Source organism: Sphingomonas sp. P3_C5, from assembly GCF_056402635.1.
Genome location: NZ_JBFUHA010000001.1, coordinates 227949 through 241577 on the forward strand (window position 1 = coordinate 227949; position 13629 = coordinate 241577).

The following is a 13629-nucleotide window of genomic DNA, read 5'->3' on the forward strand; positions in this document are numbered from 1 at the left end:
GCCGGCCATTTTGTGCCCTGACGGCAACATCGCGACGATTTTGCACAAGTGTGTTGCCAAGCAACAGCGCCCGGCCCCATCTTGAGCCGGTGCTCCGCCAATATGAACTCGTCGATCGGGTCCTCGACTATGACCCGCAAGCCAATGAGGCCTTGCTGAACCGCGCCTATGTGTTTTCGGTCAACGCGCACGGCACTCAGAAGCGCGCCTCGGGCGACCCCTATTTCAGCCATCCCATCGAAGTGGCCGGCATCCTGACCGAGCTCCACCTCGACGACGAGACGATCGCGACCGCGATCCTGCACGATACCGTCGAGGACACCGTCGCCACGATCGAGGAGATCGAGCGGCTGTTCGGCCCGGCGGTTGCCCGACTGGTCGATGGGGTGACCAAGCTTTCGCGGATCGAAGCGCAGACCGAGAATGAGCGCGCGGCCGAGAATCTGCGCAAATTCCTGCTCGCCATGTCCGACGACATCCGCGTGCTGCTGGTCAAACTTGCCGACCGGCTGCACAATATGCGGACGCTCCATTACATCAAGAACGAGGACAAGCGCCGCCGCATCGCCCGCGAGACGATGGACATCTATGCGCCGCTCGCCGAGCGGATCGGCATGTACGAGTTCATGAAGGAGATGCAGACGCTCGCCTTCCAGCAGCTCGAGCCCGAAGCCTATGAATCGGTCAACAAGCGGCTCCTGCAGCTGAAAGAGGGCGGGGGCGACCGGATCGCGAAGATCGGCTCGGGCCTCAAGCTGCTGCTCTCGCGCCACGGCCTCGATGCCGATGTCTCGGGCCGCGAGAAACATCCCTATTCGATCTGGAAGAAGATGGCCGAGCGGCACATCAGCTTCGAGCAGCTTTCCGACATCATGGCGTTCCGCGCGATCGTGCCGAGCGAGGAGGCCTGTTACCAGGCGCTCGGCGTGATCCACCGGCGCTGGCCGATGGTGCCGGGGCGGTTCAAGGATTATATCTCGACGCCGAAGCGCAACGGCTATCGCTCGCTCCACACCACCGTCATCCATGCCGACAATACCAGGGTCGAGATCCAGATCAGGACGGCCGAGATGCACAGCGAGGCCGAGCTCGGGCTCGCCGCGCACTGGGCGTACAAGCAGGACAAGGTCCGTCCCGAGACCCAGGTCAGCTGGATCCGCGACCTGATCGAGATCCTCGATACCGCCGGGAGCCCCGAGGAGCTGCTCGAGCATACCCGCATGGCGATGTATCAGGACCGGATCTTCGCCTTCACACCGCGCGGCGAGCTGATCCAGCTGCCCAAGGGCGCGACACCGATCGACTTCGCTTATGCCGTGCATACCGATCTCGGCGACCAGGCGGTCGGCGCCAAGATCAACGGACGTGTCGTGCCGCTCAAGACCGGGATCGACAATGGCGACCAGGTCCAGATCCTGCGCTCCAAGGCGCAGGAGCCGCAGATCAACTGGCTGAGCTTCGCCATCACCGGCAAGGCCCGCGCCGCGATCCGCCGCCATCTGCGTCACAAGGAGCGGGAGGAGAATCAGGCGCTCGGGCACAAGATCTATGACGAGATCGTCCAGCGCCTGCCCGCGCCGATCTCCGGCGAGGCGATCCGCGCCGCGCTCAAGCGGCTGAAGCTGCCCGACGAGGCGGCGCTGATGGAGGCGATCGCCCGCCGTCGCATCCCCGATGCCGCGGTCATGGAGGCGCTGATGCCGGGCTCGGTCGGCTCCGAGGCGCTGCGTGAACTGCCGCCGCAGACCAGCGCGATCTCGATCAAGGGACTGACGCCCGGCGTGGCGTTCGATCTCGGCGAGTGCTGCCATCCGGTGCCGGGCGACCGGATCGTCGGGTTGCGGCGGCCGAACGAGGGGATCGAGGTCCACACCATCAACTGCCCGACGCTGGCGACCAGCGACGATGCCGACTGGGTCGACCTCGCCTGGGGCGACAAGACCGATGGCGGCACCGCGCGCATCTCGGTCGAGGTCAAGAACGAGCCCGGCGCGCTGGGCGTGATCGCGACGATCATCGGCGCGCAACGGGCCAATATCGTCAATATGCGGCTCGATAACCGCGACACCGGATTCCACACCAATACGATCGATGTCGAGGTGCATGACCTGCACCATCTGACGCGGGTGATCGCGGCGCTGCGCGCGGCGGACGCGGTGAGCATGGTGGAGCGGGTTTAGCGGGTCGCGGCAAGCAGAAGGCATGGTTGAGTCCGATTTTTTTTGCGGCCCGCCCGTCATCCCGCAGTTTTGATCCCATCAGCCAAACCTTCGTGGCGCCGAGCGCGCGCGAAATTCCAGTCATGTCAAAGAACGGCGCCCGCCGCTGACAATGCGCACCGTCGCTATGCGCGATTTCCGGCGCGGGTTGAATCGCGTGGGCGAGTCCCTGGCCCAATGTTGGAGGTGTGACATAATTCGGGGCGGATCTCGGCCGCTGGAAGGGATTTTACGAGGGGAAACCGCGGAAAACCGCACTCGCATGTTGGATAATTATGTCATGCCCATCCCGGGCCTTCGCGAGACACGCCATAAGGCTGGGCACCTCGAGGCGCGCGGAAGGGCAGATTTCTAAGGGCTTTTCGAAAATGTCATGCGGGGCACTGACATTTCCTATCTGTACAGAACATTGTACAGCTTTTGCACAAATTGACGCCGCATGTGGCGGATAGGTGTTGATCCGATCGGCCTATTCGCCCTGATATGGGTTGGAGGGTGCCCTTTGGCTTGGGCCCGCTTGCCAGGCACCAGCGCAAGTCCTGTTCGCACTTCCATATCCTCAAGCCATTCGCGCGGGACGCCCGTATCGCCCACGCACAGCTGTTGAAATGTGCCGTTTCGGCCACACTGCCCACCCGATTCCACCAAGTCGGCCTCACCTCTGCTTGCGGTGATTGTATGCCAGACGTATAGTTATGTCACAAAGCGACCCAATGAGATCGCGGGGACATCAGGAGAGGCACGATCGAGCGCAGCGATCTTGACGATAATGCCTTTGGCATGGTCGCGGACCAGATCGGTTTCCAGCTGCGCCGGCTCGACCTGCTGGCGATGGGGGTGCTCCATGATTGCGTGACCCGGCTGGGCGTGACGCCCGCGCGGGCGGCTGCCATCAGCTTTATCGGGGAACATGCGGGTTGCGATCAGGCCGCCCTGGCACAGGCACTGGGGATCAATTCCGCCAGTGCGATGGCCGCGGTGAACGAGCTGGTCGCGCTCGGTGCGGTGGAGCGGCAGCCGGGGCGCGACCGGCGCAGCAACGCGCTTCGCCTCACCGCCGCCGGCGTGGCGCTGCGCGCTGAGCTCGAAGATGTCTTTCGCGACCATGACGCGGCTTTTTTCGGATGCCTGACGCCCGAGGAGAGCGACGCGTTTCGCCGCATCATCCTGAAATTGCGGACGCGCAATGCACCCGACGTACCGATCGAACGCTCGAGAAAGAGCGCAATCCTGAGGAGGATAAAATGAGGGGAATCATGACTGCACGACACGCCGCCAGGCTGCTCGCAGGGGCCGCTCTCGCCGCCCTGCTCCCGATCCAGGCCCATGCCCAGACCGCGCCGTCCCAGAGCGAGCCGGCCCCCGCCGACGGGGCGCAGGCTGATGCAGGAGCGGCAAGCGCCGAGGGCGATATCCTCGTGACCGCGCGGCGGCAGTCGGAGCGGCTGCAGGACGTGCCGATCGCCGTGACCGCCTTCACCAGCGATGCGCTTGAGCGTCGCAGCGTCGACACGCTCGACCAGATCGCCAAATTCACCCCGAACATCCGCTTCGATGGTGCAGCCGCGCTTTCGGGCGGCAATTACAACGCCACGGTCTTCATCCGCGGCGTCGGCCAGAACGACTTCGCGATCTTCTCCGATCCTGGCGTCGGCTTCTATGTCGACGATGTCTATTATGCCCGCTCGATCGGCAGCGTGCTCGACGCAGTCGACCTGGACAGCGTGCAGGTACTGCGCGGACCGCAGGGCACTTTGTTCGGCAAGAACACGATCGGCGGCGCGGTGCTGATCACCACCGGCCAGCCCAATACGCATGATTTTTCGGGCAAGATCGAGGGCACGTACGGCAGCTACAACCGGATCGACGTGAAGGGTTATGTCAATATCCCGATCATCGCCGATACGGTGGCGCTGCGCGTTTCGGGCTCGTCGATCCACCGCGACGGCTATGTGAAGCGCCTGGCCGACGGCGGAACCGAGGGGAATCGCAATTCGGATTCGATCCGTGCCAAGCTGCGGATCCAGGCGAGCGACGACCTGACGATCGATATCGGCGCCGATTATACAAGGGCGCGCGAGAATTCGGCGCCGTCGAAGCTGATCGCTGTCGCCAATGCGCCGGGCATCACCGGCATACCCTTCCTGGCCAATTACAATCTCTATGTCGCGCCGGGGCTGAACATCACCGCGCCGAACGGGCTGAAGACGCTCAACGCCTCCTATATCACCAATGACCCGTTCACGACCTATGCGACCGGGCGCAACCGCAACGACCTGGACCTGTGGGGCGTGCAGGGCGTGATCCGCTACCAGATCGGCAATGCCGAGATCAAATCGGTGACTGCCTATCGCGACCTGAAGGCAGGCTTCAACCGTGACGGCGACAACACGCCCTTCACCTTCCGCGAGACGGTGAACGACGACAAGCAATGGCAGTTCAGCCAGGAACTGCAGCTGACCGGCAAGGCGGTCGACGACCGGCTGAGCTATGTGTTCGGCGCCTATTATTTCAAGGAAAAGGCATCCGACATCGCGCGTGCCGATCTCGCGCTCGGCCTGCAGCCGCCGGCGGCACCCCCGCCGCCCACGCCGGCCGTGTTCATCAAGAACTATACCGACAATTACAGCTATGCCGTATTCGGGCAGCTGAGTTTCGAGATCGTGCCGAAGCTCAACATCGAGGTCGGCGGTCGCTACAACAAGGACCACAAGGTCTTCACATCGATCAACCGGCGCCAGCGCGACAATGTCGAGTTCATCAACGTGACCCAGGCGGCGAGCTGGTCCGACTTCACCCCACATGTCGGCGTGAACTACAAGCCGAGCCAGGATATCCTGCTCTACGCCAGCTATTCCAAGGGCTTCAAACAGGGCGGCTTCAACGGCCGGCCACTGGCGAGTGCCGCCGAGGTGACTGCCTATGAACCCGAGACGCTCGACAGCTATGAGCTCGGCATCAAGGCAGATCTGCTCGACCACACGCTGACCGCGAACCTTGCCGGCTTCCATTCCATCTACAAGAACATCCAGCTGACGGTGAACCAGACGCCGCAGAATTTCGTGGCGAACGCGGCCGCCGGCCGGATCAACGGGTTCGAGCTGGAACTGGTCGCGCGGCCGGTGCGGTGGTTCAACGCCAATGCGTCGCTCGGCTATCTCGACGCGAAATATACAGCGGTTGGCCAGGGCCTGGGCCCAACCCAGATCCTGCCGATCACGCTGGCGAGCAGGTTTGTGAAGGCGCCGAAATTCACTGCGACGGCGGGCGCCGAAGTGACCCATGAATTCGACAGCTCGGGCAAGCTCTCGCTGCGCGGCGACCTGACCATGTATTCGCGCACCTATCAGGACGTTGCGAATACGCCGCTGATCACCGAGCCCGGCTATGTGCTGGCCAATGCGCGGCTGACCTATGCCCTGCCGGGCAATGCCATCCAGCTGTCCGCCTTTGTCACCAACCTCACCAATGCGCTCTATTACGCCTCGGGCAATGCCAGTGGCGCGTTCGGGCTGGCTGAGGTGAGCTATGGCCGGCCGCGCGAATGGGGGGTTTCGGCCAGCTATCGCTTCTGATCGCCCGCGGGTCCGGTGATGCGATTGTGTCACCGGGCCATGGCCGTCAGACTTGCAGGACAGTCGTGTTTGGCGCCGCAATTCGATAGGATGCGCGGCTCATGCCGACGCCCATCCCCTATGACCCCTCCAACCAGGCACTGTATCGACCCGAGGCGCAGCCGCCTTTGGCAATGGATGGTGACTGGAGCCTGGACGCCATTGCCGCCGAATTCTCCCGGCTGGCCTATCGGCGGTTCGAGGTCGACGCGGAGGAAAAGCGGCAGATCGACGGGGCGATCGGCGCGATCGGCTATCGCTCTACGGGCTGGTTTCAGGAAGCGCCGGGGACCACGGGGTTCAGCGCCAAGGGGTTTGCCGCGGCCAATGACGAGGGCCATGCAATCCTTGCCTTTCGTGGCACCCAGGCGGATTCCTTCCGCGATATCATGACGGATGCGACCTTCATCCTCGAGAACTGGGACCGGCCGGGCCGGGTCCATAGCGGCTTCTCGGCAGCGCTCTCTTCGATCCTCGCGCCGATCGAATCCTGGCTGCGCGACACCAATCCTTCGCGGTTGCTGCTCACCGGGCATAGCCTCGGCGCTGCTCTCGCGACCGTGCTCGCAGCCCGGCTGGCAGATGGAGATCGCCCGATAGAGCTCGTCACCTTCGGATCGCCCCGGGTCGGCGATGAGGCGCTGGTCGCCTCGCTCGCGTCGCTGGCGGTGCGGCGCTACGTGAACTGCACCGATGCGGTCACGCTGCTGCCGCCGCCCCTGATCTACAGCCATGTCCGGGGTCTGCATTATATCGACCGGGATGGCAGGATCCATGTCGGCGACGAACCGGAGATCGCTGTCGCGAGAGACCAGCTGGCCGCGCACCGCGCTTATGCCCAGCTGATGTGGCGGAGCGGCAATGTGATGTGGCGCGCGCTCGCTGACCATGCGCCGATCAACTATGTTTCCGCCTTGCTGGGTGCGCGCGAAGGGCCGGCTTCCTTCGGGGCTTGAGGGGCCGACGACGGTGTCGGCGCTGTCGCAATGCCATCGCTTGATTGACAGGATATACCAATCAATAATATTCTTTGGTATCGAGGGATGAGCCCTATGACCAAGAATACGTCGATCACGCTCGGCGATCATTTCTCCAGCTTCATCGAAGCGCAGATCGCCCAAGGCCGTTTCAGCTCGACCAGTGAAGTCGTGCGGGCGGGATTGCGGTTGCTTGAAGAGCATGAGGGCAAGGTGAAGGCCCTGCGCGATGCCTTGATCGCCGGCGAGGCATCCGGCGAACCGCGCCCATTCGACAGCGCCGATCGTCTGCGCCGTAAAAAGGGGTGAGTTTATCGGAGGGTTCCCGACCGGTGAATACCCTCGCGCCCTTGATCTCGCGCAATCTTCCGATGACGGGGGCGTGACATGCCGCTAAAGCGCGCCAATGCATCGTCCCGCGCTCTCCATCGTCGTTCCCTGCTATAACGAGGCAGCCTGCCTCGAAATGCTCCATGCCCGAGTCTCGGCGGCAGCGAAGGTCGCGGTCGGCGAGGATTATGAAATCCTGTTCGTGAATGACGGTTCGCGCGACGAGAGCTGGCCGGTGATGCAGCGCCTCTCAGAGGGCGATCCGCGCCTCGTGGCGATCAACCTGTCGCGCAACCATGGCCACCAGCTCGCGCTCACCGCCGGGCTCGATCTGTGCGCTGGACAGCAGATCCTGATCATCGATGCCGATCTCCAGGACCCGCCCGAGCTGCTGAGCGACATGCGCGCGACGATGACCGACCTGCAGGCCGATGTCGTCTATGCCGTGCGCCGCAAGCGCGAGGGCGAAAGCATCTTCAAGAAGGTGACCGCCGCCGCCTTCTACCGCGTGCTCGACCGGGTCACCGACACGCCGATCCCGCTCGACACCGGCGATTTCCGGCTCATGTCCAGGCGGGCGCTCGACGCCTTCCTGTCGCTGCCCGAACAGGCGCGCTTCATCCGCGGCATGGTCGCCTGGATCGGCTTCCGGCAGGTGCCCTTTCTGTACGACCGTGCCGAGCGCCATGCCGGCGAGAGCAAATATCCGCTCGGCAAGATGATCCGCTTCGCGCTCGATGCGGTTACCGGTTTTTCGACGGCTCCCCTGCGCTTCGCCAGCCATGTCGGCCTTGCCCTGACGGGCGCGTCACTGCTGCTGTTCGTCTATATTGCGATCGGCTTTCTCACCGGAAGCGCGGTGCAGGGCTGGACCTCGACGATGCTCGTGGTGGTGCTGCTCGGCGCGGTGCAGATGTTCGTGCTCGGCATGATCGGCGAGTATCTCGGGCGGCTCTATGTCGAATCCAAGCGGCGGCCGCTTTATCTCGTGGCCGATGTCGCGGGGCCGGTGCTGGGCCGGGCGACGCTTGGCTATCGAGCCGAGACGCCGATAACGGCGTATCAGGTGGCCGAGCCAGTCGCGGGCGACACCAAGGTGATGATCGAGAGCCCCGGCGAAAGCGGGACCCTGCCGACCAGGTGACGCTCGAGGCGGAAGATCGCCTCGAACAGCGAATTCACGATTTTGGGCGGCGGCGAATCGTCGCTGTCGTCGCGGCCGGTCAGCCGGCCGCCGATCCGGGCGGCGGCGGCGAGCGGGAAGAGCAGCGAGTTGAAATAGCCGAGCTTGCCCGGCTTCAGCCCGGCCGCACGGATCGCCGCGAGCAGCGTCTTTTTCGAATAGCGGCGATGATGGTGGTTCACGACATCATGCGCGCTCCACATCCATTGATGCGCCGGCACGGTGATGAGGATCTTGCCGCCCGGCTTGAGGCAGGTGGCCATCGCCTTCAACGCAGCGACATCGTCCTCGATATGCTCGACGACGTCGAGCACTGCGATCAGATCATAGGCGCCACGCTCTACGCCGGTGAGTTCCGGAAGTGGGGCTGCTCCGACCGGGCTGCCGAGGCGGGCGCTCGCGATCTCACGCGCTGCGGGATCGATCTCGATCGCCTCGACGCTGCCGAAGGCGGCGAGCATCGGTAAATTGTGCCCGGTGCCGCAGCCTATCTCAAGGATGCGCGCGTTTGCCGGCAGATTGCCCTCACGCGCGAGATAATCGGCAAGGATGTCGCGGCGGGCGCGGTACCACCAATGCGTGGAATCATGCGCCGCCATGCGGTCGTAGACGATTCTATCCATGTCAGGCGAAGGTCCAGTGGCGGTTGAGCCAGAAAGTGACGAGCGGGGTGACGAACACCGCCGGCACGAGCGGCCACCAGGTTGGCCCGTGGAAAAAGGGTCCGGTCACCAGCACCCAGGTAAAGGTCTGCTGCATGAAGAAACCGAGGAGCTGGACGAGGAAGAAGCGATGCGCGGTGCGAGTGCTCCGCGCGCCATAGCCGCGAAAGCTGATCGCGCCATGCGCATAGCGGCCCGCCACGGTGGCGACGAGAAAAGCGACCACGACCGCGAGGTTCGGGTTCATCACATAAGTGGCGAGCGGCCAGTAGACCGCAGCATAGAGCACGGTGACCAGCCCGCCGGTGACGCCGAAGCGGATGAGCTGGCCAAGCACGCCGCTGGTCCGCCAGGTTTCCAACTGTCTGATGATTGCCGTCACGCGTACCTTGCCCTTTACAGCGATGCCACTAGAGGGCGATCGTGAGCGAGGGAAGCCCTTTGAACGACGACACCATGATGCCGGGCTCGATGGCGCCGGGCTCGCTGAGCGCCTATCTTGCGCGGCATTGGCTGAGGCTGACGCTCTTCGCCTGGGCGGTTCTCGTGGTCTGGTATCTGTTCGCGCGCTGGACGTCCGTCCATTGGCTGATGCTCACCGACACCGACGACAATATGCGGCTAATGCAAGTCCGCGGCCTGCTCCAGGGCCAGGGCTGGTATGATCTGCGCAACTACCGGCTCAACCCGCCACAGGGTTTCGACATTCACTGGAGCCGGCTCGTCGACCTGCCGATCGCCGGCCTGATCCTGCTTTTCCAGCCGTTCGTCGGCTGGGCCTGGGCGGAGCGGCTCGCTTGCGGCATCGCCCCGCTGCTGCCGCTCAGCATCGCGATGATCGGCGTGTCGGCCACCGTGCGGCGGCTGGTCAGTCCGTTCGCCTGGCCGCTCGCCATCGTCATCCTGGTTGCCAGCTGCGCTGCGACGCTTGGCATGTTCATGCCCGAGCGGATCGATCATCATGGCTGGCAGCTTGCCATGCTGAGCATGACGGCGGCCGGTCTCGCCGACCCGAAGGGTGCGCGGGGCGGTGCGATCGTTGGGGTTGCGAGCGCGGTTTCGCTGACCATCGGGCTCGAGATGCTGCCTTATTGCGCGATGGCCGGCGCAATCATCGGCCTGCGCTGGGTATGGGACCGGGCCGATGCGCCGCGAATGACGGTCTATGCGCTGACCCTTGCCGGCGGCAGCGCGCTCGGCTTCGCCTTGTTCGCCTCCTATGCCAACCAGGCGCTGCGCTGCGACGCGCTGACGCCGGTCTGGCTGAGCGTGATGGTTGTGGCAGGGGCGCTGCTGTTCATGCTTGGGCGGATCAACCCGGAGCAGCGCTGGCTGCGGCTGACGCTCGCGATCCTCGCCGGCGCCGCGATCGCGATCGGCTTCGCGCTGGTCTTCCCGCAATGCCTTGGGCGGCCCGAACAGGTCTCGCCCGAGCTCGCGCGCAACTGGCTGGACAATGTCCGGGAGGCGAGGCCGATCTACAAGCATGCGTTCAATACCGCCTTCCCGATCGTGGTGCTGCCGGTGATCGGGATCATCGGCGCCTGCATCGCGACCTGGCGGGCACGCGCGACGCCGAAACTGGCGATCTGGCTGCCGGTTTTGCTCTTCTCGACCTTCGCGGGCGCAATGCTGTTGTGGCAGACGCGCGCCGGCCCGGCGGCGCAGATGCTCGCCTTGCCGGGTGCGACGGCGCTTGGCTGGATCGTCCTGCCGTGGTGCCTCAACCATAAATCCGTCTTTGTGCGCGTGCTCGGCACGGTCGCGGCGTTCCTGACGATCTCCGGCCTGTTCGCGGGCGGGATCGACTACCTTCCAATCACCAAGCCCGAGAAGCAAACTAACAAGACGGTCAACAATGCAAGCGGCCGCTGCCCGATGATCTGGGCACTCGCCCCGCTTGACCGCTATCCGGCGCAGACGATCTTCACCTTCATCGATCTTGGGCCGCGCCTGATCACGGTGACGCATCACAATGCGGTGGGCGGACCCTATCACCGCAATGGCGACGCGATCCTGGATGTGCAGCATGCCTTTGGCGGCACCCCCGACAATTTCCGGGCAATCGCGAAGCGCCACGGCGCGACCTTGTTGCTGGTCTGCCCGAACATGGCCGAATCGACCGTCTATCGGGTGCGGAACAAGGGTGGCTTTTACGACCAGCTTGCCACCAAGAAGACCTTCCCGTGGCTCGAGCCCCTGCCGCTGCCGAAGAAATCGCCGCTTAGGCTGTACCGGATCCACTAAAGCAGGCTGGTCTTCACCCCGTCGATCACGAACTGGACCGCGAGCGCCGCGAGCAGCACGCCGAGCAGCCGGGTGATCACCGCCTCGATCTTGGCGCCGAGCACGCGCATGATCGGGCCGGCGGCGAGCAGGGCGATGAGCGTGAGCAGCAGGATCGTCGCCAGCGCGCCGAAGATGACGAGCGATCGATAGAGCCCCTCGTTGCGGCTCATCAGCAGCATGACGCTCGCGATCGAGCCGGGGCCGGCGATCATCGGCATCGCCATCGGGAAGATCGAGACATCCTCGACCTCATGCGCCTCGAGGATCTTCTGGGCGCGGTCCTCGCGGCGCTGGGTGCGTTTTTCGAACACCATTTCCAGCGCGATCAGGAAAAGCATGATGCCGCCGGCGATGCGGAAGCTCGCCAGGCTGATGCCGAGCGCGTGGAGCAGATCCTCGCCGAACAGCGCGAACACAAACAGGATCGCCGAGGCAACCAGCACCGCCCGCACCGCCATCGCGCGGCGGTGCGCAGGCGGAGCGCCTGCCGACAGCCCGGCATAGATCGGCGCGCAGCCGGGTGGATCGATCACCACGAAGAAGGTGATCAGCGAAGAGATATAAAGGGCGAGCATCAGCCGGCGGCGATTCGGTCAGCGACGACGCTCTGCATCCGGCGGCCATCCCAGAGCCAGGCATCGAAGCTGCGCGCACCATCGGGCGCGACATGCCAGCGCCAGGCAAGCGTGCGGTCTTCGGACTGGCCTTCGCCGGTTTCGCCGTCCCGGTAGCGCACCGCGGCGACCGTCGACGGACTGCCTTTGCACGAGGCACGGCGGATCTTCGGGCCGTCGCCAGCCGGCCGGGGCGTACCGAGCGCATCGCCGCTGTCCATCGTCCATTTCCAGCCGCCACCCGGCTGACGCTGCCAGACGGTCGAGAAATAGCCGACCGCCTTGGCCCAGGGCCGCATCCATGGGCCGGTATTGACGGCTGCGTTGCCGTTACAGGCGACATAGCTCTCCGCCGCCCACCACAGCACGGAATAGGGCGGATCCTTGCGGTCTTTCAGCCAGGCCTGAGCATTGGCCGCCCTTGGCACGAACATCACTGCATCGTCTGCGGCGAAGCGGCGAAACGCAGTCCATTGCCCCGCCTGCGCGGCGCCCGCAAAGGCGCGCTCCGCATCGGCCGCGCTCGGTGTGGCGGCCGCGAGCAGGACAGCGAGGATCACAGCGCGTCCTTGTCATAAGGCACGCGCGCCCGGCGGTGTGCGGAGACCAAGGTATTGCGGAGCAGGACCGCGATCGTCATCGGCCCGACTCCGCCTGGCACCGGCGTGATCGCAGCGGCGACGCTGGCGGCACCGGCGAAATCGACATCGCCGACCAGGCCGCTCGCAGTCCGGTTGATGCCGACATCGATCACCGTCGCGCCGGGCTTGATCCATTCGCCGCGAACCATCTCGGGCCGGCCGACCGCAGCGATGACGATATCGGCGCGGCGCACCACGCTCGACAGGTCCCGCGTCCGCGAATGCGCGACGGTGACGGTGCAGCTCTCCTTGATCAGCAACTGCGCCATCGGCTTGCCGACGATGTTCGACCGGCCGATCACCACCGCATCGAGGCCGGAGAGGTCGCCGAGCCGGTCCTTAAGCAGCATCAGGCAGCCGAGCGGCGTGCACGGCACGAAGCCGTGCAAGCCGGTCGCGAGGCGCCCGGCATTGACCGGATGGAAGCCGTCGACGTCCTTGTCCGGGTCGATCCGCGTCGTGACCACGCGCTCATCGATATGCGACGGCAGCGGCAACTGGACGAGGATGCCGTCGACATTGACGTCCGCGTTGAGCCGGTCCACCAGAGCGAGCAGCTCGGCCTCGGGCACATCGGCGGGGAAGCGATATTCGAAGCCTTCCATCCCCGCCTCGCGCACCGCCTTGTGCTTCGAGCGGACATAGACGGCAGAGGCGGGATCCTCACCGACCAGCACCACGGCCAAGCCGGGCGGGCGGCCCGCCACTGCGACAAAAGTCTCCACCTGGACCGCGATCCGCGCCCGCAGCGCGGCGGCAAAGGCTTTTCCATCGATGATTTCAGCGCTCATGGCGCGTCTCCATAAAGGCTGGCGGCAATCTTCGCCAGCACAGTGACATCGCCGGCGATGTGGAGCCGCTTCAGCCGCCCGGTATCGCCTGCGATCAGCACGACTTGCCGTTTCGGCACGCCGAAGATCTTTGCGACGAGCGCGATGAGCGCTGCATTGGCCGCGCCCTCGACTGGCGGGGCGGTCAGCCGTGCGGCGAAATGATCCGATGTTCCGGCGGTGAGCCCCTCACGCGAGGAGCGCGGCGTTACGCGGACGGCAAGGACAATTCCGTCGTCGCGGAGCGTCCAGGCTGGCATTCTCGCGCCG

The 13629-nt window shown here is 64.8% G+C and carries 13 protein-coding genes; 7 read left to right on the forward strand and 6 right to left on the reverse strand.

All coding sequences use genetic code 11. The features are described from left to right. The first annotated feature begins 89 nt into the window (after window positions 1-89). The 6 genes from AC1DVS_RS01045 to AC1DVS_RS01070 all read left to right on the forward strand — a co-directional run bounded on the left by AC1DVS_RS01045 (window position 90) and on the right by AC1DVS_RS01070 (window position 8284). The gene (locus AC1DVS_RS01045) at window positions 90-2180 is read left to right on the forward strand and encodes a RelA/SpoT family protein (protein WP_478019469.1); all 2091 of its coding nucleotides are present in this window, start codon (window positions 90-92) and stop codon (window positions 2178-2180) included. 819 nt (window positions 2181-2999) lie between these two features. Further along, the gene (locus AC1DVS_RS01050; protein ID WP_478019470.1) at window positions 3000-3467 is read left to right on the forward strand and encodes a MarR family winged helix-turn-helix transcriptional regulator; all 468 of its coding nucleotides are present in this window, start codon (window positions 3000-3002) and stop codon (window positions 3465-3467) included. An 8-nt stretch (window positions 3468-3475) separates the two neighbouring features. Next, complete coding sequence (locus tag AC1DVS_RS01055; protein WP_478019472.1) at window positions 3476-5794, forward strand: TonB-dependent receptor; 2319 nt, start codon at window positions 3476-3478, stop codon at window positions 5792-5794. Window positions 5795-5895: 101 nt separating this feature from the next. Then, a complete protein-coding gene (locus AC1DVS_RS01060) occupies window positions 5896-6789 on the forward strand; it encodes a lipase family protein (RefSeq protein ID WP_478019474.1) in 894 nt (297 codons plus the stop codon). 96 nt (window positions 6790-6885) lie between these two features. Continuing rightward, window positions 6886-7119: a type II toxin-antitoxin system ParD family antitoxin gene (locus AC1DVS_RS01065; protein ID WP_478019476.1), complete on the forward strand. Its 234-nt coding sequence runs from the start codon at window positions 6886-6888 to the stop codon at window positions 7117-7119. A 97-nt stretch (window positions 7120-7216) separates the two neighbouring features. Then, on the forward strand, window positions 7217-8284 hold the full coding sequence (locus tag AC1DVS_RS01070; RefSeq protein WP_478019478.1) for a glycosyltransferase family 2 protein: 1068 nt from the start codon (window positions 7217-7219) through the stop codon (window positions 8282-8284). Here the strand turns inward: AC1DVS_RS01070 and AC1DVS_RS01075 are convergent. Together AC1DVS_RS01075 and AC1DVS_RS01080 are read right to left on the reverse strand one after the other, a co-directional pair. Then, window positions 8203-8946 carry a class I SAM-dependent methyltransferase gene (locus AC1DVS_RS01075; RefSeq protein WP_478019479.1) on the reverse strand — a complete coding sequence of 248 codons (744 nt, stop codon included), beginning with the start codon at window positions 8944-8946 and terminating at the stop codon, window positions 8203-8205. The genes AC1DVS_RS01070 and AC1DVS_RS01075 overlap by 82 nt on opposite strands. A gap of 1 nt (window position 8947) precedes the next feature. Next, complete coding sequence (locus tag AC1DVS_RS01080) at window positions 8948-9367, reverse strand: GtrA family protein (RefSeq protein WP_478019481.1); 420 nt, start codon at window positions 9365-9367, stop codon at window positions 8948-8950. Between the two features lie 89 nt (window positions 9368-9456). Here AC1DVS_RS01080 and AC1DVS_RS01085 point away from each other — a divergent pair, with 89 nt between their 5' ends. Then, entirely contained in the window at window positions 9457-11232 is a 1776-nt protein-coding gene (locus AC1DVS_RS01085; protein WP_478021201.1) for an AcrB/AcrD/AcrF family protein, read from the forward strand. Here the strand turns inward: AC1DVS_RS01085 and AC1DVS_RS01090 are convergent. The 4 genes from AC1DVS_RS01090 to AC1DVS_RS01105 are packed head-to-tail and all read right to left on the reverse strand — an operon-like array spanning window position 11229 to window position 13619. After that, on the reverse strand, window positions 11229-11849 hold the full coding sequence (locus tag AC1DVS_RS01090) for a MarC family protein (protein ID WP_478019483.1): 621 nt from the start codon (window positions 11847-11849) through the stop codon (window positions 11229-11231). The two genes, AC1DVS_RS01085 and AC1DVS_RS01090, sit on opposite strands and share 4 nt — an antisense overlap. Continuing rightward, window positions 11849-12448 carry a hypothetical protein gene (locus AC1DVS_RS01095; protein WP_478019485.1) on the reverse strand — a complete coding sequence of 200 codons (600 nt, stop codon included), beginning with the start codon at window positions 12446-12448 and terminating at the stop codon, window positions 11849-11851. The genes AC1DVS_RS01090 and AC1DVS_RS01095 overlap by 1 nt, the downstream gene beginning before the upstream one ends. Then, on the reverse strand, window positions 12445-13320 hold the full coding sequence (folD, locus tag AC1DVS_RS01100) for a bifunctional methylenetetrahydrofolate dehydrogenase/methenyltetrahydrofolate cyclohydrolase FolD (protein WP_478019487.1): 876 nt from the start codon (window positions 13318-13320) through the stop codon (window positions 12445-12447). The genes AC1DVS_RS01095 and folD overlap by 4 nt, the downstream gene beginning before the upstream one ends. After that, on the reverse strand, window positions 13317-13619 hold the full coding sequence (locus AC1DVS_RS01105; RefSeq protein WP_478019488.1) for a DUF167 domain-containing protein: 303 nt from the start codon (window positions 13617-13619) through the stop codon (window positions 13317-13319). Before AC1DVS_RS01105 ends, folD begins: the two co-directional genes overlap by 4 nt. Window positions 13620-13629 lie beyond the last annotated feature (10 nt).